The sequence below is a fragment of the Nocardia tengchongensis genome (assembly GCF_054781395.1).
In genome coordinates this window covers 81,825-103,865 of sequence record NZ_BAAGUM010000018.1, presented here as the reverse complement: position 1 = coordinate 103,865, position 22,041 = coordinate 81,825, and the positions used below count along the sequence as shown (strand labels likewise).

The 22,041-nt window shown below is 68.8% G+C and carries 22 protein-coding genes; 14 read left to right on the top strand and 8 right to left on the bottom strand.

The genetic code is table 11. From position 1 onward, the window contains the following. The first annotated feature begins 192 nt into the window (after positions 1-192). From ACYVKL_RS35075 to ACYVKL_RS35050, 6 genes are all read left to right on the top strand, one after another. The gene (locus ACYVKL_RS35075; protein WP_379171934.1) at positions 193-3,597 is read left to right on the top strand and encodes a pyruvate carboxylase; all 3,405 of its coding nucleotides are present in this window, start codon (positions 193-195) and stop codon (positions 3,595-3,597) included. After that, positions 3,594-4,157, top strand: a complete 564-nt coding sequence (gene rsmD / locus ACYVKL_RS35070) for a 16S rRNA (guanine(966)-N(2))-methyltransferase RsmD (RefSeq protein ID WP_379171932.1) — start codon at positions 3,594-3,596, stop codon at positions 4,155-4,157. The genes ACYVKL_RS35075 and rsmD overlap by 4 nt, the downstream gene beginning before the upstream one ends. 63 nt (positions 4,158-4,220) lie before the next feature. Further along, on the top strand, positions 4,221-5,369 hold the full coding sequence (locus ACYVKL_RS35065; RefSeq protein ID WP_379171930.1) for an FAD-dependent oxidoreductase: 1,149 nt from the start codon (positions 4,221-4,223) through the stop codon (positions 5,367-5,369). 2 nt (positions 5,370-5,371) lie between these two features. Beyond that, positions 5,372-6,271 (top strand): hypothetical protein, encoded by a 900-nt coding sequence (locus ACYVKL_RS35060; protein WP_379171928.1) that lies wholly within the window; start codon positions 5,372-5,374, stop codon positions 6,269-6,271. Between the two features lie 84 nt (positions 6,272-6,355). Beyond that, positions 6,356-7,096 carry an SDR family oxidoreductase gene (locus ACYVKL_RS35055; RefSeq protein ID WP_379171926.1) on the top strand — a complete coding sequence of 247 codons (741 nt, stop codon included), beginning with the start codon at positions 6,356-6,358 and terminating at the stop codon, positions 7,094-7,096. A 12-nt stretch (positions 7,097-7,108) separates the two neighbouring features. Next, complete coding sequence (locus tag ACYVKL_RS35050) at positions 7,109-8,464, top strand: RNA polymerase subunit sigma-70 (protein ID WP_379171924.1); 1,356 nt, start codon at positions 7,109-7,111, stop codon at positions 8,462-8,464. A 73-nt stretch (positions 8,465-8,537) separates the two neighbouring features. Here ACYVKL_RS35050 and ACYVKL_RS35045 read toward each other — a convergent pair whose 3' ends face one another. Next, complete coding sequence (locus ACYVKL_RS35045) at positions 8,538-9,701, bottom strand: alkaline phosphatase family protein (protein WP_379171921.1); 1,164 nt, start codon at positions 9,699-9,701, stop codon at positions 8,538-8,540. A 241-nt stretch (positions 9,702-9,942) separates the two neighbouring features. Between ACYVKL_RS35045 and coaD the strand changes: the two genes are divergently transcribed. Further along, on the top strand, positions 9,943-10,434 hold the full coding sequence (coaD, locus tag ACYVKL_RS35040; protein ID WP_213557108.1) for a pantetheine-phosphate adenylyltransferase: 492 nt from the start codon (positions 9,943-9,945) through the stop codon (positions 10,432-10,434). An 89-nt stretch (positions 10,435-10,523) separates the two neighbouring features. On the opposite strand, the gene ACYVKL_RS35035 is transcribed toward coaD, so the two are convergent. Continuing rightward, positions 10,524-11,576 carry a hypothetical protein gene (locus tag ACYVKL_RS35035; protein WP_379171918.1) on the bottom strand — a complete coding sequence of 351 codons (1,053 nt, stop codon included), beginning with the start codon at positions 11,574-11,576 and terminating at the stop codon, positions 10,524-10,526. A 221-nt stretch (positions 11,577-11,797) separates the two neighbouring features. Then, on the bottom strand, positions 11,798-12,352 hold the full coding sequence (locus ACYVKL_RS35030; protein WP_246598003.1) for a GtrA family protein: 555 nt from the start codon (positions 12,350-12,352) through the stop codon (positions 11,798-11,800). A 212-nt stretch (positions 12,353-12,564) separates the two neighbouring features. Here ACYVKL_RS35030 and ACYVKL_RS35025 point away from each other — a divergent pair, with 212 nt between their 5' ends. The 6 genes from ACYVKL_RS35025 (at position 12,565) to ACYVKL_RS35000 (ending at position 16,669) form a co-directional block, all read left to right on the top strand. Continuing rightward, entirely contained in the window at positions 12,565-13,332 is a 768-nt protein-coding gene (locus tag ACYVKL_RS35025) for a DivIVA domain-containing protein (RefSeq protein WP_379171915.1), read from the top strand. 127 nt (positions 13,333-13,459) lie between these two features. Next, complete coding sequence (locus ACYVKL_RS35020; protein ID WP_379171913.1) at positions 13,460-14,131, top strand: YceD family protein; 672 nt, start codon at positions 13,460-13,462, stop codon at positions 14,129-14,131. 2 nt (positions 14,132-14,133) lie between these two features. After that, complete coding sequence (gene rpmF, locus ACYVKL_RS35015; protein WP_033088742.1) at positions 14,134-14,316, top strand: 50S ribosomal protein L32; 183 nt, start codon at positions 14,134-14,136, stop codon at positions 14,314-14,316. 17 nt (positions 14,317-14,333) lie between these two features. Further along, positions 14,334-15,107 carry a ribonuclease III gene (rnc, locus tag ACYVKL_RS35010; RefSeq protein ID WP_357193500.1) on the top strand — a complete coding sequence of 258 codons (774 nt, stop codon included), beginning with the start codon at positions 14,334-14,336 and terminating at the stop codon, positions 15,105-15,107. Then, on the top strand, positions 15,108-15,965 hold the full coding sequence (mutM, locus tag ACYVKL_RS35005; protein WP_379171908.1) for a bifunctional DNA-formamidopyrimidine glycosylase/DNA-(apurinic or apyrimidinic site) lyase: 858 nt from the start codon (positions 15,108-15,110) through the stop codon (positions 15,963-15,965). It abuts the gene before it with no gap. Positions 15,966-16,087: 122 nt separating this feature from the next. Continuing rightward, positions 16,088-16,669: a dihydrofolate reductase family protein gene (locus tag ACYVKL_RS35000; RefSeq protein WP_379171906.1), complete on the top strand. Its 582-nt coding sequence runs from the start codon at positions 16,088-16,090 to the stop codon at positions 16,667-16,669. Positions 16,670-16,675: 6 nt separating this feature from the next. On the opposite strand, the gene ACYVKL_RS34995 is transcribed toward ACYVKL_RS35000, so the two are convergent. Together ACYVKL_RS34995 and ACYVKL_RS34990 are read right to left on the bottom strand one after the other, a co-directional pair. Continuing rightward, positions 16,676-17,305 carry a response regulator gene (locus tag ACYVKL_RS34995; RefSeq protein ID WP_379171904.1) on the bottom strand — a complete coding sequence of 210 codons (630 nt, stop codon included), beginning with the start codon at positions 17,303-17,305 and terminating at the stop codon, positions 16,676-16,678. Then, a complete protein-coding gene (locus ACYVKL_RS34990; RefSeq protein ID WP_379171902.1) occupies positions 17,302-18,468 on the bottom strand; it encodes a sensor histidine kinase in 1,167 nt (388 codons plus the stop codon). The genes ACYVKL_RS34995 and ACYVKL_RS34990 overlap by 4 nt, the downstream gene beginning before the upstream one ends. Before the next feature lie 184 nt (positions 18,469-18,652). Between ACYVKL_RS34990 and ACYVKL_RS34985 the strand changes: the two genes are divergently transcribed. Further along, positions 18,653-19,243 carry a hypothetical protein gene (locus ACYVKL_RS34985; RefSeq protein ID WP_379171897.1) on the top strand — a complete coding sequence of 197 codons (591 nt, stop codon included), beginning with the start codon at positions 18,653-18,655 and terminating at the stop codon, positions 19,241-19,243. Between the two features lie 3 nt (positions 19,244-19,246). Here ACYVKL_RS34985 and ACYVKL_RS34980 read toward each other — a convergent pair whose 3' ends face one another. Genes ACYVKL_RS34980 through ACYVKL_RS34970 form a run of 3 tightly spaced genes read right to left on the bottom strand, consistent with a single transcriptional unit; the run spans position 19,247 to position 22,034 of the window. Next, positions 19,247-19,699 carry a DUF350 domain-containing protein gene (locus ACYVKL_RS34980; protein ID WP_379171895.1) on the bottom strand — a complete coding sequence of 151 codons (453 nt, stop codon included), beginning with the start codon at positions 19,697-19,699 and terminating at the stop codon, positions 19,247-19,249. 23 nt (positions 19,700-19,722) lie between these two features. Next, positions 19,723-20,886: a glutathionylspermidine synthase family protein gene (locus ACYVKL_RS34975; protein WP_213557098.1), complete on the bottom strand. Its 1,164-nt coding sequence runs from the start codon at positions 20,884-20,886 to the stop codon at positions 19,723-19,725. Further along, positions 20,886-22,034, bottom strand: a complete 1,149-nt coding sequence (locus tag ACYVKL_RS34970) for a hypothetical protein (RefSeq protein ID WP_379171893.1) — start codon at positions 22,032-22,034, stop codon at positions 20,886-20,888. Before ACYVKL_RS34970 ends, ACYVKL_RS34975 begins: the two co-directional genes overlap by 1 nt. Between the last annotated feature and the right edge of the window lie 7 nt (positions 22,035-22,041).

Sequence of the window (22,041 nt, the reverse complement as noted above, 5' to 3'; positions counted from 1 at the left end):
CCGCGGCGCGCCGCGGAGCCGTGTTGCTTAACACGGCGGCGAATTCCATGGTCGGAGCCCCGTAACCCTCACCGGCAGGCATGTATCGCGGTGATTAACACAAATTCGCAACCGAACAGTCCATGCTGTGAAGATTGCACCGATCGGGACTTCGATGCCTATTCCGTATCCCGGGGCAGGTACCTTCTACGCATGTTCTCCAAAGTCCTGGTCGCCAACCGCGGCGAGATCGCCATTCGCGCCTTCCGCGCGGCCTACGAACTCGGCATCGGTACCGTCGCGGTTTTTCCGTACGAGGACCGCAACTCCGTGCACCGGCTCAAGGCCGACGAGGCGTACCAGATCGGTGAGCCCGGCCACCCCGTGCGGGCGTACCTGTCGGTCGAGGGAATCATCGAGGCCGCCAAGAGCGCGGGCGCCGATGCCATCTACCCCGGGTACGGCTTCCTCTCGGAGAACCCGGACCTGGCCGCCGCCTGCGCCCGCGAAGGCATCACCTTCATCGGCCCCGCCGCCTCGGTGCTCGAACTGACCGGTAACAAGGCCCGCGCCATCGCCGCCGCCAAGGCCGCCGGCCTGCCGGTGCTGCGCTCGAGCGAGCCGTCCGCCGACGTGGACACCCTGATGGCCGCCTCGGAGTCGATGGAGTTCCCGATCTTCGTCAAGGCCGTCGCCGGTGGCGGCGGGCGCGGCATGCGCCGGGTCGCCGATCCCGCCCAGCTGCGCGAATCCATCGAGGCCGCCGCGCGTGAGGCCGAATCCGCCTTCGGTGACGCGACCGTGTTCCTCGAGCAGGCCGTGGTCAACCCGCGCCACATCGAGGTGCAGATCCTGGCCGACCAGCACGGCAATGTGATCCACCTCTACGAGCGCGACTGTTCGCTGCAGCGCCGCCACCAGAAGGTGATCGAGCTCGCGCCCGCACCGAACCTGGATCCCGCACTGCGCGACCGCATTTGCGCCGACGCCGTGGCGTTCGCCAAGCAGATCGGCTACTCCTGCGCCGGCACCGTGGAATTCCTGCTCGACGAGCGCGGCAACCACGTGTTCATCGAGATGAACCCGCGCATCCAGGTCGAGCACACGGTCACCGAGGAGATCACCGACGTCGACCTGGTGCAGTCGCAGCTGCGGATCGCGGCGGGGGAGAGCCTCGCGGATCTGGGCCTGAGCCAGGACGCCATCCACATTCGCGGCGCCGCGCTGCAGTGCCGCATCACCACCGAGGACCCGGCCAACGGCTTCCGGCCCGACACCGGCCGCATCACCGGCTACCGCTCCCCGGGCGGCGCGGGCGTGCGCCTCGACGGTGGCGCCAACGTCGGCGCGGAGGTCGGCGCCTACTTCGACTCCATGCTGGTCAAGCTCACCTGCCGCGGCCGTGACTTCGACACCGCGGTCGCGCGCGCCCGCCGCGCGGTCGCCGAATTCCGCATCCGTGGCGTGACGACCAACATCCCGTTCCTGATGGCGGTGCTCGACGACCCGGACTTCCGCGCCGGCAAGGTCACCACCTCCTTCATCGACGAGCGGCCGCAGCTGCTCACCCTGAAGAGCTCCGCCGACCGCGGCACCAAGATCCTCAACTACCTGGCCGACGTCACCGTGAACAAGCCGCACGGCTCGCGGCCGACCAAGGTGTACCCGCACGACAAGCTGCCCGCCATCGACCTGACCGTGCCGCCGCCGTCGGGCTCGCGGCAGCGGCTGCTCGAGCTCGGCCCGGAAGGCTTCTCGCAGTGGCTGCGCAACCGCGAGGGAGTGGCCGTCACCGACACCACCTTCCGCGACGCGCACCAGTCGCTGCTCGCCACCCGCGTCCGCACCAACGGCCTGCTCGACGTGGCCGGGCACGTGGCGCGCATGACCCCGGAACTGCTGTCCATCGAATGCTGGGGCGGCGCAACCTATGACGTGGCGCTGCGATTCCTGTTCGAGGACCCGTGGGAGCGCCTCGCCGCGCTGCGCGAAGCGGTGCCGAACATCAACCTGCAGATGCTGCTGCGCGGCCGCAACACCGTCGGCTACACGCCGTACCCCGAAAAGGTCACGCGCGCTTTCGTTTCCGAGGCGACCGCCACCGGCATCGACATCTTCCGCATCTTCGACGCGCTGAACAATGTCGACCAGATGCGCCCGGCCATCGACGCCGTCCGCGAAACCGGCACCGCCCTGGCCGAAGTCGCGCTGTCCTACACCGGCGACCTGTCGAACCCGAACGAGGACCTCTACACCCTCGACTACTACCTCAAGCTCGCCGAGCAGATCGTCGAGGCCGGGGCACACGTCATCGGTATCAAGGACATGGCCGGACTGCTGCGCGCCCCCGCCGCGCACACCCTGGTCACCGCGCTGCGCCGGGAATTCGACCTGCCGGTGCACGTCCACACCCACGACACCCCCGGCGGCCAGCTCGCCACCTACCTGGCCGCCTGGCAGGCCGGCGCCGACGCCGTCGACGGCGCGTCGGCGCCCATGGCGGGCACCACCTCCCAGCCCGCGCTGTCGGCCATCGTTGCGGCAGCGGCGAATTCGCCCTACGACACCGGTCTGAACCTGCAGAACGTGTGCGACCTGGAGCCGTACTGGGAGGCGCTGCGCAAGGTGTACGCGCCCTTCGAGTCCGGGCTGCCGGGCCCGACCGGCCGCGTCTACCACCACGAGATCCCCGGCGGTCAGCTGTCGAACCTGCGCCAGCAGGCCATCGCCCTGGGTCTCGGCGACCAGTTCGAGCAGGTCGAGGCGAAGTACGCGGCGGCGGACCGGATGCTGGGCCGCCTGGTCAAGGTCACCCCGTCCTCCAAGGTGGTCGGTGACCTGGCGCTGGCGCTGGTCGGCTCCGGCGTCGACGTCGACGACTTCGCCGCCGACCCGGCCCGCTACGACATCCCCGATTCGGTGATCGGCTTCCTGCGTGGCGAACTCGGCACCCCGGCCGGCGGCTGGCCCGAGCCGTTCCGCAGCCGCGCCCTCGAAGGCCGCGGCCCCGCCAAGCCGGAAACCCAGCTCACCGCCGCCGACGAGGCCGGACTGAACGGCACCTCCGCCGAACGCCGCGCCACCCTCAACCGGCTGCTGTTCCCCGGCCCCACCGCCGAATTCCTCGCCCACCGCGAGAAGTTCGGCGACACCACCGGGCTCTCGGCCAACCAGTTCTTCTACGGCCTGCGCCACGACGAGGAACACCACGTCCAGCTGGACAAGGGCGTCACCCTGCTGATCGGCCTCGAAGCCATCTCCGAGCCCGACGAGCGCGGCATGCGCTCGGTCATGTGCATCCTCAACGGGCAGCTGCGTCCCATCCAGGTGCGCGACCGCTCCATCGCCAGCGAGATCCCGACGGCGGAGAAAGCCGACAAGACCAACGCCGGGCACATCGCGGCCCCGTTCGCCGGTGTGGTCACTCTCGCTGTCTCCGAAGGCGATTCGGTGGCCGCCGGCGACACCATCGGCACCATCGAGGCCATGAAGATGGAAGCCGCCATCACCGCCCCGCGCGGCGGCATCGTCCGCCGCGTCGCCATCGCCAAGGTCCAGCAGGTGGAGGGCGGCGACCTGCTCGTCGACGTGAATCTCAACGAGGCCGCCGCCGAATGACCCGCATCGTGGCAGGTACCGCCGGGGGCCGACGCCTACGCGTCCCCCCGGCGGGCACCCGCCCCACCTCCGACCGCGTGCGCGAGGCGCTGTTCAGCCTCCTGCACGCCCGCATGGATTTCGACGGCCTGCACGTCCTCGACCTCTACGCGGGTTCGGGGGCTCTGGCCCTGGAGGCGCTGTCCCGCGGCGCCTCCCACGCCCTGCTGATCGAAGCCGACCGCAAAGCCGCCGCCATCATCCGCGGCAATATCGACGACCTCGGGCTCCCGGGCGCGGAACTCCGCCAGAACACCGTCACCAGCGTCCTGTCCGGCGCCGCCCCCGAACGCTACGACCTGGTCTTCTCCGACCCGCCCTACGACCTCGACGTCGCCGACGTCCAGTCCGACCTGCGCGCCCTCGCCGACCGCGGCTGGCTGCACGACGAGGCGTTGATCGTCGTCGAACGCTCCATCCGCTCACCCGAAGTGACCTGGCCCGACGGCTTCTCCCCACTCAAATCCCGCACCTACGGCGAGACCCGGATCGACCTCGCCGAATACGCCGAAGCCAACTGACACAAGGGTTTTCGCGGCTTCGGCCGGTGCGGCACGGCCGCGCTCGATACAATCACTTGGACGGTGAGTGATCGCGGTCTGGGGGTTCGGGTGGTTCACGAAGGACGTATTGCCGTCATCGGGCTGGGGGCCGCGGGCCTGTCCGCATGCCTGGCGGCAGCCGAACTCGGGTGGTCGGTCATCGGTTTCGACCGCAGCACCATCGGCGGCGAGGCCGCGGCAAGCGCGGGGCGATCGAAGATCATCAGGTTCGGGTATACGGATCCTTTCTATGCCGAACTGATGCGCGACACCCGCCCACGCTGGGAGCGGCTCGAACGAGACACCGGATCGCCGCTGATCAACCTGTGCGGCATGTTGCACTTCGGGGTCGGCGGCGCGACGGGGACCGATGCCGTCATCGAATCGCTCGAACGGTCGGGCCAGGACTGTGAAATCCTCGCCGCCGCGCAGACCTCCGGGCGGACCGGGCTACACCTGCGGACCGGGGAAATCGGTGTGTACGAGCGCAATGCGGGGATGATGACCCCGGCGTCGGTGTTTCAGGCGCTGTCGGCCAGAGCGAGCGCGCTCGGGGTGACCCTCCACGAGAACACGGCCGTCTCGGCGATCGACGACACGGGCGCCTGCGTCACGGTGATGACATCGAACGGACCGGTGATCGTGGATCGGGTGATCATCGCCGCCGGCGGGCAATTCGGCAGATTCGCACCGGCCGCGGCCTCGCAGCTCACTGTCACTCGCCAGTATCAGATCGTCTGCGGCTCGCCCGAACTCGTGGCGAGCGGTCACTCCTGCAGCTGGATGGACGTGACGGCCGACGAGTGGTACGGGATGGTCAATGCCGGGAGCGGCATCCACATCATGGGGGTCCACGAGCCGGCGACCGTCGTGGACCCCGATCAACCGATCGACGACGCGGAATTGCGGCAGTCCGTCGAGGTCCAACTCGAGTATCTGCGGGAGCGCCTGGCCCTGAACTCCCGGCAGCTCACCCTGCGCGAAGTTCGAACCTGCCATTACACGAACACGGCGTCCAAGGATTTCGTGATCGACCGTCTACCGGGAGGTTCGACGGTGCTGCTGAGCGCGTGTTCCGGGCACGGATTCAAGTTCACCATCACCAGCGGCTACCTGGCCGCACAGCTCGCGTGCACGGACGCACCGCCGGTACCCAGATTTCAGCTTTCCGCCGTCTCATCCAAGGCGTAATCATGACCACCACGACTTCGCCGGCGCTGCCGAGCAGAAGTAACACCGCAGCCAAAGTCACGCTGATCATCGGAATACTCGTCACCATTCTGGGCTCGTTGTGGGGCATCGTGTCGAATTCGGGTGGCAAGGTGCTGCCCATCAATACGATCATCGCTGGAGCGTTGACCGCGCTGGGCGGCGGAATCGTGGGCTCGTCGATGCAGGACCTCTTCTCCCGGACGAACGTCGATCGAGGCCTGAGCGCGGTGTCTCGCATGATGTCCGATGTCGTCGCCGAAAACTCCCGGGTCATGGCCGCTGCCACCATGCGGCTGACCGATATCGCCGATGGGATCGGCAGCTCCGCCCGGGCGTCCCACGACAGCATGCGGGACACGCTGGCCGGCTCCATGTCGGCGAGATTCGTCTCCGACGAACTTCAGCTCGCACCGCTTCGGAAGGTGTGGCATCACTATCACGTAACCCAAGCCGGGCGTGAATTGCGGTGGCTGTACTCGATATTCCCCTTGGACACGGGCACGAGTCCCGCCACGATCACGACACCGATAGTTCTCATCGATCTCGCTCGTGTCGGTCACGTCTACAACGCCGAGGTCGGCATACGCACGAATCGAATGTTCATCAACTTCACGCGAGCGGATGGGACCGAGCCGAGCTGCTCGGAGATCTTCCCGCAGATGCAGACCTTCCGTGATGTCCACTCCGGTTTCGGGATCCGGCAGACGTGGGACGGCTCACACCTGCTCGGCCGCGCCATCATGAGCGAACGCCCGGTCGTCCCGGACGCCGCACCCGGCATGCTCGCCGCCGAGCACAACTCCACGCTCGACGACGTCTGGCTCACCGGGTTCATTCAGAACCGAATCCACCTCGAGGACCTGCCGGTGGCCCGGTCCTGAAGCGGACGGCTCAGAGCCGACGGATTTCGCGGCTCCCGGCGGTCTTCATTCCTGACAGGTTCAGACCGAAGTTGGGAGTGCGTGATGTCGGAATCGAATCGGACCGCGGTGGTCACCGGAGCGAGCCGCGGGTTCGGGCGGGGGATCGCCGCGGCGCTCGTCGCCTCGGGCGACCGGGTCGTCGGAGTGGCGCGGGACGAACAGGCGCTGCGGGAGCTGCGGGCAGAACTCGGGGAACGGTTCGTGCCGTTCGCCGCGGACGCCACCGAGGACACGGTGGCCGAACAGGTGATTCGCGAGTACCGGCCGGAGCTGCTGGTGCTCAATGCCGGGGCGCGACCGCGGCTGGCCCCCGTGCACGAACAGAGCTGGGAGACGTTCGGGCGCAACTGGGAGACCGACACCAAACAGGCGTTCGTGTGGATCGGGGCCGCGTTGCGGGCGCCCTTGCCGCCGGGCAGCGCGGTGATCGCCATGTCCAGCGGGGCCGCGCTCAACGGGTCGCCGCTCAGCGGGGGATACGCGGGAGCCAAGGCGACCATCCGGTTCCTGCGCACCTACGCGGCCGACGAATCGCAGCGGGCCGGGCTCGGGATCCGCTTCGTGGCGTTGCTGCCCCGACTGACACCGGCCACCGGACTCGGCGCGGACGCGGTCGCCGGCTACGCCGCCCGGGAAGGAATCGACGTCGACGCCTACGTCGTGGGCATGGGACCGGTGCTCACACCCGACCAGGTCGGCAAGGCCGTCGTCGAACTTGCCGGAGATCCGGACAGCGCGGCGGAATACTTGGTGAGCGGCGCCGGGCTACGGCAGATCGGCTGAGGTGGCGCAACCATGACAACCGACGCACCCGCGGGAGTATCGGCCATGCCCTCCGACACCGAACGACCGCACGACACCGAACGACCACCTGGCACCGAGCAGCCGCCCGAGACCGAGCTGCCTGCAGAGGCCACGGTACCGGCTGGGACCGAACGGCCCGCCGGCACCGGGGTGCCCGTCGAGGTCGAGCTGCCCCTTGGGGCCCAGCCGCCCGCCGGCACCGGGGTGCCCATGGAGGTCGAGCTGCCCCTTGGGGCCCAGCCGCCCGCCGGCACCGGGGTGCCCATGGAGGTCGAGCTGCCCCTTGGGGCCCAGCCGCCCGCCGGGACCGGGGTGCCCGTGGAGGCCGAGCTGAACCCTGGGTCCCAGCCGTCCGCTGGGACCGGGTGGTCCGCTGCGGGCGAGCGTTACTCGCAGCGCGAATTCGCCGGTCTCGCAGAGCGATTCCGGCCGGAGCTGCTCGCGCACTGCTATCGGATGTTGGGGTCCATCCACGATGCCGAGGATCTGGTGCAGGAGACCTATCTGCGAGCCTGGCGGGGATTCGGCGGGTTCGAGGGGCGGTCGTCGCTGCGGAACTGGCTGTACAAGATCGCCACCATGGCGTGCCTGACCGCGTTGGAAGGCCGGGCCCGCAGGCCGTTGCCGTCCGGGCTGGGCGCGCCCGAGGACGATCACCGGGTGGCCGTCGCCGCCCGCGAACCCACGGTGCCCTGGCTGCAACCCGCACCCGACGCCCGGTTCGGCTTCGACGACCCGGCCGCCATCGTGGCCGGCCGCACCGGCGTCCGGCTGGCTTTCCTTGCGGCACTGCAACTTCTGCCCGCCCGCCAGCGCGCCGTACTCACCCTGCGCGACGTGCTCGCGTTCCGCTCCACCGAGGTCGCCGCCATCCTCGACACCACCCCGACCGCCGTGGACAGCGCCCTCCGCCGGGCGAGATCCCGCCTGGCCCAAGCCGGCCCGGTGGAGACGGATCTGGCCGAGCCGGACGAGCTGGTGCAGCGCCGCCTGCTCGACGACTACGTCACCGCGTTCACCAGCGCCGACCACGCCGCCCTGGTCGAACTGCTGCGCGCCGACGTCGAAATGGAAATGCCGCCCACCCCAACCTGGTTCACCGGTCGCGACGCGGTACTGGGCTTCCTCACCGCCCGCATCCTGAACCCCGGCCTGTGGCGGATGATCCCGGTCCGGGCGAACGGCCAGCCCGCCTTCGTCGTCTACAAGCGCGCGGCCGAACACCGCTACGAGGCGTACGGCATCCACGTCCTGACCCTGATCGGCTCGAAGGTCGCCCGCATCACCGCCTTCAACAACCCCTCCCTGGTCCCGGCCTTCGGCTTCGCGGTCGCGGTGGAAACCTGATTCGGGACGGCAGGTACCGAACGCGAACTGCCCGCCGGTCGAACCGGCGGGCAGCTTGCGCAGTACGCGGAGGTCAGTTCTCGAACAGGTCCCGCAGCGATTCGGGGGCCTTGTGCTCGCAGGTGTTGGCCAGGCAGCCCAGGTCCCACAGCTGCTCGATGGCCGACAACACCGAGTAGTGGTCGGAGACGTCGGTGGAAACCTTGTGGTGCGCCTCGGGCTTGCCCTTCTCGCCCTTCTCCTTGTGCACCTTGTCGGAGTTGATCACCAGCAGCGGGGCGTCGCCGCCACCGAGCACGGTGCCGTTGGCGCCGACCGGGCTACCCGGGCCGCCGGTGAAGCCGGAGTAGTCGTTCTCGTCCCACGCGATCACGATGCTGGACCGAGAATTCTTCCAGGTGTCCGAGTTCATGATCTTGGTGACGGTGTCCTTCAGGTAGTCGTCACCCGTGTGGATCGGACCGTGCGCCACACCGGAAGCGGGTTCCTCGCAGGCCGGCTTGTTGATCAGGGTGGCGGCGGCGTGCGAGATGCCGTGCATGTCCGAGCACTGGTCCGGGCTGATCCAGGTGAAGTTCGGGACGTTGCCGCTCTTGAGGTCGGCGTCGAAGTTGTTCTCGAACGGCACCACCTTCTGCAGGCGGGCGTTGCCGGGGGAGTTGACGTCGGAGAAGTACATGAACGGGTTGTGCTTCTGGGCGTACAGCTTGACCATGGTGCCGTTGACGTCACCGGGCGCGAACTCGCCCTGGAATCCGGCCGAGGGCATGCCGCCCATGTAGGCCTTCCAGGACTTGCCCTTGCCCTCGAGCTGGTCGACCAGGTTCTTGCCGCCGAACAGGTGCGGCTTGGCGCTCGCGCTGGCGAACTGCTCCGGGGTCAGCGCGGCGGTGGAGGTGCCGTCGCCGGAACCCGGGACGAATTCCTCAGGGGCGCACTTGGAGTCGGCGCCGGCCTTGCAGTCGTCCCAGATGCCCTGGAAGTCGCCCGAGAACATCGACAGGTAGTTGGGCAGGCTCGGGTGGGTCACGCCGTGGAACCCGGTCGACACGCCGTAGTCGTTGGCCAGCTGGTTGATGAACGGCGCATCGGCGGTGTTGCCGAGGATGTCGTCGTCGCCCTGGTTCTCCATCATGATGTAGAAAACGTGCTCCGGAGCCGCACCCTGGCCGTGGCCCGGATCGGCATGCGCGGTCGCGCCTACCAGGCCGCTGAACGCACTAACGGTCGCAGCCACGGTGACTGCGATCTTCCGACCCAACGATGCGCTTGACATATCACTGCTTTCTGTAACGAGCGAGATTGCCGATGCAGCTTCGCAATTGAGTTCGCAAACGATCAATGGGAGCAAACCGAACAGTTCCCTAACGGCGAGCAAGCAGTTGCTGGGTTGCAAAACCATAGCTGACCAGGCATGCCCGATTTGTGAGGTTTGGGGCGCGGGCGGATCGTACCCCGGGATGCGGTAGCGTGCGGCCATGGCTGGAGCACTGTGCCCGGGGTCGTTCGACCCGGTGACCAACGGACATCTCGATGTGATCGCCCGCGCTGCCGAGCAATTCGACGAAGTGGTCGTGACCGTCGTGGTGAACCCCAACAAACAGGGGATGTTCACCGTCGAGGAGCGCATGGACCTGATCCGCGAGGTCACCGCGCACCTGCCCAACGTCCGCGTCGAATCCTGGCGCGGACTGCTGGTGGACTTCGCCAAGCAGCAGGGCATCACCGCCATCGTGAAGGGCCTGCGCGACGCCACCGACCTCGGCTACGAGATGCAGATGGCGCAGATGAACCGCAAGCTCACCGGTGTCGACACCTACTTCATCGCCACCAACCCTGCCTACAGCTTCGTCTCCAGCTCCCTGGTCAAGGAGGTGGCGGCCTACGGCGGCGACATCGCAGACCTGCTGCCCCCGGTCGTCAACAAGCGCCTGCTGGCCCGCATCGCCGAACGCCAGGCCAAGGCCTGACCGACTGGCCCCCGCTGAGCCGCAACCCCATACGGCTCAGCGGATGGCCGAATTTCCGGCTCGGCGAATCTCCCAGCCGCGCCGCCGTCTCATAGAGGGTGGATCAGGGCCGGGCGGGTCGGCAAGGCGGGCGCGGGTTCGATGTGGCCGTCCGGCTGCGGGCGCGAGCGTGACAACGCGGCGCGCAGGCGGCGGGCGGCTCGATCGCGGATCAGGTCGTCCCAGGTCCAGCGCACCACTTCGAAACCCAAGGCGCGCAGGTAGGTTTCGCGGGTGCGTTCGCGTCCGACGGTGGTGGCGAAGTCTTGCCCCGGGCCGAGTAGGCGGCCGTATTCGGTGGGGCCGTCGAACTCGCACAGCACGCCCGCGGACTCGTAGTAGAAGTCGACCCGGGCCACGAAGCGGCCGTCCGGGGTCAGGACATTGCCCTGGGAGCGGGGCAGCGGTAGCGCGTGCTGGTGAATCATGGTGCGGCTGAGCGACTCCCCGATGCTCTGGCTGCGCCCGTCGAGGATCGCGATCACCTGTTTCGCCTGCCCGATCCCGTATCGCCCCTTGGCCCGCGCCACCTCCTCGCCGAGTTCGGCCGCGCCCAGGCCGAACATGCCCGCCAAGGCGTCGCCCGCCACCACCGCCGCCTCGAACGGCAGGGTCAGCGCCAGATCCACCACGGTCCGCGCCGGCGTGGTGACCGCGAACCCGTCGATCTCCACCGCGGAATCCACCGGTGAGCCATGCACTTTCGCGAACGGCCTGGTCCGTCCACCGCCGCGGCGATTGCGCGTGACACATACCCGGTCCAGCGGCGTCCGCCACAGCGTGGTTCCGTACAGCACGGCCGCCGACTGATGACTCACGACGGTGCCCGGCGCCATCTCCGGCAGTAGGGCGCGGATCAGCCTCCGATGCTGTTCACGCCGGTCCAGTGAGGTCCTGAGCGCCGGGTCATGTGTCTGGTGCCCGGAGTTGCGCATCTGCGAAGGGGCGCGCCGATGCCCGGGGTCCGATTGCTGCCGCAGGTTGCGCTGCGCGCCGTGCCCCTCGAGTAGCGCTCGCCGCGATCCCCTTGCCCCGCAATGGCGTCCGCCGACCGGCGTCGTCACCGTGGCCGGCCCGGTCGTGCTCTCGGCTGTGCTGGTCATTCGCTCTCCCGGCGGGGTGGCTGCGGCCGGCGGGGGCGCACGCACGACCCGCAGGCTCGGCTCGGCGGTCGTTGGGGCCGCGGCCCGCTCGTATCCCGCCGTCCCCCAAGGCATCCGCGCCAACGGTCCATGTCCGAACCCCTTTCGTCGTCGATGCTTGTTTGGACGCCGACAGGCCGAAAGGGGTTCCCGCGTATGCGGAGAAGATCGGGGGAGGGGGCTCAGAAGACCCAGAGTCGCAGGGTGAGGAAGCGGATGGTGCCGACGACGGCGGTAATAGCCAGCACGGCAACGGCTTCGGTGATGTCGCCCATGCCCGGCGCGGTGACCTCGAGGATCGCCAGCGCGCCCGAGGTGATGGCGAGCCCGGCCAGCGCCAGCGCGCCGCCCTCCAGTTGCGCCGTGTGCCAGCGCACCCGGTCGGCCGCCTGGAAGGTGAGCCGGCGGTGCATCTCGTTGGCGAGCGCGGTGCTCACGACGGATCCGGCCAGATTGGCCACCTGCGGGCCGCCGCCGTAGAGCGCGAGGAACAGCAGGATGTATCCGACGTTGCTGAGGCCGCCGACGAGGGCGAAACGAATCAATTGGGCGAAGGCCGCGTCACCGCGTAGCCACGCGCCGAGGCGGGCGGACCAGCGGACGCCGGTCGCGCGTAGCGCTCCGGTGCCCTGGGCGATCGCCTCCGAGCCGTAGGCAATGGCCTCCGAGCTCAACGTATAGGTGTGCACCAGACCTGGAACGGGCATCGTCGCCCGCTGAATCTCGTGGACAGCCATCGTCTACCCCATCCGAAACACACCGCTACTTGTCTTGCTCTTCCAAGGTAACACCAAGTGGAGCAGTTTCCTCCACTTGTTTTTGTGGTCTGTGAAACAGTTCGGAAAACCGGCGACACGCCGTGTCGGACCTTGTTGACAGCGCGGAGATTGGCAGACTGGCTGAAGCGGAGAGTCTCGCCGTGAGTCCTGGAAGAAGAGTGGAGTAGCACATGTACCGGGTATTCGAAGCGCTCGACGAGCTGGTGGCCATCATCGAAGAGGCCCGCGGCATCCCGCCGACCCGAAACTGCATCGTGCCGCGCGGCGAGGTCCTCGAACTACTCGACGACGTCCGCGAGGCGCTGCCCGGCGAGCTCGACGACGCCCAGGACGTGCTCGATCACCGCGACAAGATCGTCACCGATGCCCGCACCGGCGCCGAGACCACCGTCAAGACCGCCAACGACCAGGCGCACCACACCGTCACCTCGGCGCGCGACGAAGCCGACCGCATCCTCGCCGACGCCAAGGCGCACGCCGACCGCATGGTCGCCGAGGCCCGCGCCCACGCCGAACACCTGGTCGGCTCGGCCGAGGAGGAGGCCGAGCGCACGGTGGTCGACGGTAAGAAGGAGTACGACGCCCTCACCGGCCGCGCCCGCGCCGAGGCCGACCGGCTGGCCGCCGCGGGCCAGGCCTCCTACGACCGCTCGGTCGCCGAGGGCAAGGCCGAGCAGGACCGCCTGGTCTCGCAGACCGAGGTGGTGCGCGCCGCGCACACCGAATCCGCCCGGCTCATCGACGCCGCCCAGGCCGACTCCGACCGCCTGCGCTCGGAATGCGACGACTACGTCGACGGCAAGCTCGCCGACTTCGAGGAGACCCTGCACAGCACCCTGCGCATCATCGGCCGCGGCCGCCACCAGGTCCGTTCGGGCTCGTCGGTGCCGGACTACGCCTCGGAGTTCCGTGCGGAGTCCCCGGGCTTCCGCCGCTGAGTCCGGGCGTCCGCCGCCCACATCCGATCGGATTGCCCCGCGTTCGCCCCAATTGGGTCGCGAGCGGGGCTTTCGGTATTGTGGGGTGGTTGCCCATTCCCCACCCAGTGCGAAGGTGAGTTCAGAGATGTCGGCCGATTCCGGTAATGGTTCGCGTCATCGTCACAAGTTGACGGACGCGGGCTTCGTGCTGGACGTCCGCAGTCTCGGACGTGCCCCGGGCTCCATCAAGGAGTTCCATCGCATCGTGACGCCGGCGGAGAAGATCGGCCTCGATCTGATCGCCATCCCGGCCGGTGCGGAGGTCGAGCTGGATCTCACGCTGCAGTCGGTGTCCGAGGGTGTCCTCGTCACCGGCACGGTCAGCGCTCCCGTCCAGGGCGAATGCTCGCGGTGCCTCGAATCGTTCACCGACGACATCGAATTGCACCTCACCGAGCTGTTCGCCTACCCGAACAGCGCCACCGATCAGACCACCGAGGACGACGAGATCCCGCGTCTGGTGGACGATTTCATCGACCTCGAGCCGGTGATCGTCGATTCGGTCGGCATGGAGCTGCCGTTGCAGCCGCTGTGCGAGCCGGATTGCGCGGGATTGTGCCCGGAATGCGGCGTCAAGATGGCGATTGCGGGTTCCGGCCACGGTCATGAGATACTTGACCCTCGCTGGGCCGGACTCGCCAAGTTCAATGCTGAGTCCCCCGATTCGGCGGCGTTCGACGACGCCGTGTCGGACCCATCAACCGATTCCACCCTTGCGGGACACAACGGTGCCGCAAGTAAGACAGAGGAGAGCTAGTCGTGGCCGTTCCGAAGCGCCGGATGTCCCGTGCCAACACCCACGCGCGTCGCAGCCAGTGGAAGGCCACCGCGCCGACCCTGATCACCTGCCCAAACCGTGCCTGCGGTCAGCAGACCCTGCCGCACATCGCGTGCCCGAGCTGCGGCACCTACAAGGGCCGTCAGGTCACCTCCGCGATCTGATTCGGTTTCTGCCGACCGTGACCGCCAGCAAGGACGCTGCGGATATTCCCGCCGTAGGTGACGCCGCCGACCATGCCCAGCTACTCGAGGCACTCGGCGTAGACGTGCAGCCGGAGCTGTTGCGCCTCGCGCTCACGCACCGGTCGTACGCCTACGAGAACGGTGGGTTGCCGACCAACGAGCGCCTGGAGTTTCTGGGCGATTCGGTGCTCGGCCTGAGCATTACCGAGCGCCTGTATCTGGAGCACCCGGACAAGTCCGAGGGCGAGCTGGCCAAACTGCGTGCGAGCGTTGTCAATATGCACGCGCTGGCCGAGGTGGCCCGCGGACTCGGTCCCGGTGGTCTCGGCTGCCACCTGCTGCTCGGCAAGGGCGAGGAGCTCACCGGCGGCCGGGACAAGCCCAGCATTCTCGCCGATGGCATGGAGTCGCTGTTGGGTGCGGTGCATCTGCAGCACGGCATCGATGTCGCGCGGGAAGTGGTGTTGCGCCTGTTCGCCGCTCTGCTCGAGCGCGGTCCCCGGATGGGGGCCGGGCTCGACTGGAAGACGAGCCTGCAGGAGCTGACCGCCGAGCGCGGTATCGGCGTGCCCAGTTACGAGATCACCTCCACCGGACCCGACCACGACAAGGAGTTCACCGCTACCGCGGTGATCGGTGGGAAGGGTTACGGCCAGGGGGTGGGCCGCTCCAAGAAGGAAGCGGAGCAGAAGGCCGCGGGCGCGGCCTACAAGGCGTTGAACGCCGAGAACGCGCCCGAGGGCACCGTGGCTGACGGCTCGCAGAGCTAGATGCCCGAACTTCCCGAGGTCGAAGTCGTCCGGCGCGGGCTCACCGAGCATGTGGTGGGCCGCGTCTTGGACAGCGTGACCGTCAAGCACCCGCGTTCGGTGCGGCGGCACGCGTTCGGCGCCGACGATCTCGTCGCCCGGCTGACCGGTCTGCGCGTGCAGAGCGCGCAGCGGCGGGGCAAATTCCTCTGGCTCACCTTCGATGAGCCCGATACCTCTCTGGTCGTGCATCTCGGCATGTCCGGGCAGATGCTGGTGCAGCCCGCCGCCGCCCCGCTGGAGAAGCACGCGCACATCATCGCCACCCTCGACGACGGCAACGAACTGCGTTTCGTCGACCAGCGCACCTTCGGTGGCTGGCAGCTCTCGGACCTGGTCGAGGTGGACGGCACCTGGGTGCCGGAATCCGCCGCCCACATCGCCCGCGACCCCCTGGACCCGCGCTTCGACGCCGAGTCCGTGGTGAAGACCTTGCGCGCCAAGCAATCCGAGATCAAACGCCTACTCCTGGACCAGACGGTGATCTCCGGCGTCGGCAACATCTACGCCGACGAAGCCCTGTGGCGAGCCAAGATCCACGGCGAGCGCCCCGCCGCCAAGCTCACCAAGCCCGCCCTGCACACCCTCCTCGCCGAGACCCGGGTCGTCATGGACGAGGCCCTGCGCGCCGGCGGCACCTCCTTCGACGCGCTGTACGTGAACGTCAACGGCCAGTCCGGCTACTTCGAGCGCTCCCTCAACGCCTACGGCCGCGAGCACGAGCCCTGCCGTCGCTGCGGCGCGATCATGCGTCGGGAGAAGTTCATGAACCGTTCGTCCTTCTCCTGCCCCCGCTGTCAGCCGCGTCCGCGCGGCTGAGACCAGCAGGTTTTCTTCAGGGTCGGGTAATCCGATCTTGTCGGACCCGGACATTCCCTCAGGTTCAGGCGCTACCTTTTTCAGTAGCGGCACGCGTGGTGCCGGCTGGAGGAAAAAGATAGATGCGCAAACTGACTTACTACGTCGCGGCCACCATCGACGGATTCATCGCTACCGATGACGGTTCGGTCGACTTCTTTCCGGTCGGGGGTGATCACGGGCCGGCGATCATCGCGCAGTATCCCGAGACGCTGCCGACCAAGGTTCGTCAGGTGCTCGGCGTCGACAAACCCTGTCAGAACTTCGACACCGTGATCATGGGGCGCAAGACCCACGACTTCGGGGTTCGGACCGGGACTTCCAGTCCGTACGCGCACCTGCGGCAGTTCGTGGTGTCCACGACGCTGCCGGAGAAGCCGGACCCCGATGTGGAGTTGATCGCCGAGGATCCGTTGACGCGGGTGCGGGAGCTCAAGCGGGAGAAGGGGCTCGGGATCTGGCTGTGCGGGGGCGGCGAGCTGGCCCAGGCGCTGCTGCCGGAGATCGATCAGGTGTTCCTGAAGCTGTATCCGATCGTGCTGGGGCAGGGGCGTCCGCTGTTCGGTGCTGGCGGCGGGCTGCCTGAACCGGCCAAGTTCCGGGTGCTGACCAGCCGCATCTTCGAGGACGGCGTGGCCTTCATCAAATACAGCCGGGTGCGCTGAGCCCGGTCACGCCAGGCCGCGGTCGAGGGCGTAGATGGCGGCCTGGGTTCGGTCCCGGACGCCCAGGCGGGTCAGGACGCTCGAGACGTGGTTCTTGACCGTGCCCTCGCTGACATAGAGGGCGCGGGCGATCTCCCGATTGGACGCGCCGGTCGCCAGCAGGCGCAGGATCTCCGATTCCCGCTTGGTGAGCGTGGGCACGGCTGCCGGGGAACTGGTGGGCGCCCGCAGCATGCGGAGCACGCGGGCGGACACGGTCGCCGAGTACTGATCGATGCCGGCGTGCGCCAGCCGGATCGCCGCGGCGAGTTCGGTGGCGGGGAGATCCTTGAGCAGGTAGCCGTGCGCTCCCGCGTGCAGGGCGGCGATGACGTACTCGTCGTCGTCGAAGGTGGTGAGCATCAGGACCTTCGTGTGGCCGCGCAGCGCCGCGGCGGCGGCGAGCCCGTCCATGCCCGGCATGCGTACGTCCATGAGGACCACGTCCGGGGCGAGTTCCAGAGCGAGATCGACTGCCGCCGAACCGTTCTCGGCCGTGCCGAGCACCCGCACCCCGGGCTGGAGCGCGAGCAGGGAGGCGATGCCCTCGCGGATCAGCCGTTGATCGTCGGCCACCAGGACGGTCGTCGCCGTCATCGCGGGACCCGGGGCAGTCGCGCCCGCAGCCGGGTGCCGTGCGGCCCGGTGTCCACCCGGAGCTCGCCGCCGAGCAGGGCCAGCCGCTCGCGCATGCCGCGCAGACCGTGCCCCTCCACCGTGCCGGGTACGAAACCACCGCCACTGTCGGAGATTTCGAGGAGGCTGTGCGCGCTGCGCTGTTCGACCCGGACCGTCGCGGTCGCCGCCCCGGAGTGCCGGACCGCGTTGGTGAGGCCCTCCTGCGCGGCCAGATACAGGGCGAACGCCGCCGATTCGCCGGGTTCCTCGGCGCCGTCGATCTCGACGCGCACGCCGAACCCGCTGCCGTCCAAGCGCTCCGCCAGCGTTCGCAGCGCGGAGGTCAGGGTGAAGCCGTCGGCCTCGGCGCGCAGAGTCCCGACCGCGGTGCGCACCTCGGCCAGCGCGGTCCGCGCAGAATCGCGGGCATCGGCCAGCGCCCGATCGGCCGCCGCGGCATCGAGCTCCCGATAGGCGGCCGCCTTCTCCAACTGGATCGCCACCACCGCTAGATGGTGTCCGGCAGTGTCGTGGATATCGCGCGCCACCCGCGCCCGCTCGGCGGCCGCGGCCAGCGTCGCCGCCTGATCCGCGTACTCCCGCAGCCGCGCATGCGATTCCGACAACTGAGCCAGTAGCCCCTCGGCCCGCCGTTGCCCGGCCTCGGCCCGCATCGTCAGCGCTCCCAATGCCAGCGCGAACACCACCCCGATCGAGAACATCACCAGCTCGGCCAGTCGCGCACTTCCGGCCCGGCTCGGCGCCTGGAGTACCACGGCCCCGGCGACCGCCGCCAGGATCACCGCCGCCACCCCGATCGCGGCCCGACGGCCCAGGGCCACAAAAGCTTCGAACGGCAGCAGCGCGAACAACACCTTGGCATTGCCCGCCGAGTCGGCAGCCGCCGCCACCGCGAACAACACCGCGTGCAACCCGACCCCCGCAGCTGCCGACCGAACGGCCCGCTCCACCTGGGCGGAGCGGAGATCGATGGCGGCGAGCACCAAGAGGGCCGTGGTGAAGGTGGCCAAGCGTGGGGCGGTGGTGGGGGCCGTTGAGGACAGGGCCGCGAACCAGCCGGCGGACAGCACCGAGGTGTAGGTGGAGCAGGTCACCCAGGTGAGTGCGGGCGGGCGGAGCATGGGACCGAGGGTAGGGGTGTGGCCGGGGATCAGGCGAGGGCCGGGCGCGGAAATAGGTCGAAGGTCATGGTTTCGTCACCGCCGCTGTGCCGGGCGGCACCGGTCGTGTGGCACTTACCGCGTCGGGAGCCGGTTCGTAGCGTTGCCGCAGTACGAGTTCGTTTGTCCCGGAGGGAATTTCATCATGAACAGTCAATCGTTGTTCCGGCTCGCGGCGGTCGCGGGGATGGTGTGCGGTGCGGCCATCGCGGTCGCCGGGGTGCTGGAGACCGTTGCCGGGCAGAAGTTTCCGGCCACGGAGCTGCTCAACGGCGGGTCGGTGCCGTTCGGGATCGCGTTCGCGGTGGGGCTGTATCTGGCGGGGTACGAGCGGATGGGGCGGTTCGGCGCGGGGGCTTTCGCGGTGCATCTGCTGAGCTTCGGCCTGTTCGCGGGCGTGGCGTACACCATGAATTTCGTACTGGTGCACGAGGATCCGGCGGTGGTGAGGCTGCTGCTGGAAGGGCCCGCGCGCTGGGCTTTTCTCGCCACCGCGGCGCTGACCTTGCTCGGGACATGGTTGTTCGCGGCGGCCTTGTGGCGAGCGCGGACGGTGCCGCCGGTCGCGCTCGCGCTGTATGTGGCGGGTCTGACGGTGTTGTCGCTGACGTTCCTGCTGCCCGCGCCGGTGGTGCGGATCGGTCACCTGGCGGCGGGGCTGGGCATGATCTGGCTGGCGTGGTGGCTGCGGGCGACGGCCGGACGCGCGGTCGAGCGGTCGCCGCAGTTCAGCTGAGCGTCAGAGGATCGCGACGGCCACCACGAGACCGATGGCGACGTGCGCGGCGGACACGACCACGGATTCGGTGCTGAACTCCGGCTTCTTCAGCAGCGCGCCGATGTCGATGCCCAGCACGAATTCCAGCACGCGCACCGAGATCACCTGGGCCACGATGCCGACCAGGCCGTAGACCGTGGCGGCCAGCAGGCCTTCGGAGAGCTTGCCGGCCTGGGCGTAGATGGCCAGCACCACGATCAACGCCATGCTGACCATGGCCGCGGCGCTGATCACGACGGCGTTGGGCAGTCCGCGGGCCACCATGGCGCGCAGCGGGCCCGGGGTGGTCATGTCCACGGCCTGGAAGCCGATCAGCATGAGCACCAGGCCGAGCAGGGCGTAGGCCAGGATGGCGCCTACGCCGCGGCCGAGGGAATGCCAGTACCCGGCTTCGAGGGCGAGAGCGGTGGTCATCGGTGGTCCTCCGGAGGGGGTCGTTATTGCGGGATGCGGTGCGGGACGAAGGTGGAGCTGTCATCGGTGATCAGGCCGACGGTCTCCCGGATGCCCAGTCCCGCCGACGTGTCGCCCACGATCCAAGCACCGAGAACCGGTCGCATACCGTCGAATTCCGGTAGCGGGTCCAGCAATTGGTAGACGTAGCCTTCGGAGCCGTAGACGCCGCCGGTCGCGGTTTCCAGGCCCGCGCCCACGATGGTCATGTTCGCGCCCTCGCGGCCCAGTTTCGGCTTGCGGATGTATTCGGTGAGCTCGTGCGGGTTGTCGAGGTAGGTGGGCAGCAGGTTGGGGTGGCCGGGGTACATCTCCCACAGCACCGCCAGGATCGCCTTGTTGGACAGCAGGGTCTTCCAGAGGGGCTCGATCCACATGGTCTCCGGCAGCGACTCCACCACGCGGCGGCCGAAGTCGTCGTCGAGGGCCCATTCCCACGGGTAGAGCTTGAAGATGGCCTCGATCGGGGCTTCGGCCAGATCCACGAAACGGTGCAGTTCGGTGTCGAATCCGACCTCTTCGATGGGCAGGGCGATGGTGTCGAACCCGGCCTCGGCGGACGTCTCCTGCATGTAGGCGGTGGTGACGTTGTCCTCGCCGGAGCCGTCCGACCCGGACCAGGTGAAGTGCAGCTGACTGCCCGGCAGTGATTCGCGCAGCTCACCCCAGCGCTCGACCAGCTTCTCGTGCAGCGAGTTCCACTGGTCGTCGTCGGGGTGGGTGTCGGTCAGCCAGTGCCACTGCACGATCGCCGCCTCCAGCAGGGAGGTGGGCGTATCGGCGTTGTACTCCAGCAGTTTCGCGGGGCCGCGGCCGTCGTAGCGCAGGTCGAAGCGGCCGTAGACGTGCGGGTCGGAGCGATGCCAGGACTTGGTGATGGGTTCCCAGCTCCATTGCGGCAGACCGAAATCGGCGAACCGTTCGGTCAGCACCACCTGCTCCACGGCGTGCAGGCACATCGAGTGCAGTACCTCGACCTGCGCCTCCATGGCGAGGATCTCGTCCATGTCGAACTCGTAGTGCACCGATTCGTCCCAGTAGGGACGCGGCTGCCCGTTCGGGTACTGCCCGGGGGAGCCGTAGACCAGGCCCTGACTTTCGATGATCCGCTGCCAGCCCGGCCGCGGAGTGCTGCGTACCCGCCGCACTAGGAACCTCCACCGATCTTCGCTCCGAGCCCGCCGCGCTGAATCGTGCCGCCGCTCTTGGTTTTCACTGTCGCGCCCTTGGGGGCCACTGTGGTGCCCCCGGACGGCGCGTGCCCGATGGTGCCGGTGCCGCCGTAGTAGTAGCGGTAGGAGTGGCCCGCCAGGAGGAAGAAGCCGGGGCTGACTCCGCTGGTGGTGCCGCGCGACTGGGCGTCCGAACAGTAGTTGTCCGGCACCACGATCTCCTGGTTGTCCTTGTCGGCGGTGATGGTCTGCCCCGGACCGATGGGCACGACCTCGCCCTTCTTCGCGACGACCGTGCAGGACGCGGTGACCTCGGGCCCGTTCCACGCCGACGCCACCAGGTATCCGCCGCCGACCAGCGCCGCGATGCCCACCACCGCGGCCCCGCCGATGAGGACCCGCTTCTTCTTGCGCTGCTTGGCTTCCGTCGCGTCGGCTTCGGCCTGCGCCTGTTCCTCGGCCCGCTTGCGCGCTTTCTCCCGCGCCCGCGCCTCGGCCACCGTCGGCGGCCGCGGCTGGGTGATCCCGGGTTCCTGCGTGATCATGCTCCCGCGCCGCGGCGGCTCCGGGACGGCGGGCACGGGCGGCGCGTCCGGCTCCAGCGACGGCATCGGCAGTGTGAACGGTGGTTCGGCGCCGGGCGCGAACGGCCCGCCCGGTGTGGCGCCGGGGCTCCCGAAAGCTCCTGCGCCGCCGTGGAATTCACCGGCGATCGGATGCGGCGGGTGCGGTTCGGTCGTGCCCGGCTGGTGCGGGGATGCCCCCGGCAGCGGCAGCGTCGGTTGGTTCCCGCCCGGCGCCCCCGTGACCGGAAAACGGAGAGTGGGCGCGGGCCCTGAAGCGCCGGAGGCGGACTCACCAGGTACGTCGGGCGTGCCTTCGGTGCTCGACTCGTCCGCGTCGCCGTGGGATCCACCGGGTAAGGGGACAGTGGGGTTGGACCCGATCGGGGCCCGGACGGTGGGTGCGTTGCGGTCGCTGTGCGGCGGCGTCGACTCGCTGCCGGGTTCCGCGTCGCCCCGGTGCTCGGGATCGGTTGGGGGACTGGGAGGTTCGGTGGAGCGCGCGGGGTCGGGGGTGGGGCGGTCCGGGTGCTCCGGACCGCCGGTACGGTCAGTGGCCATTCGTCGA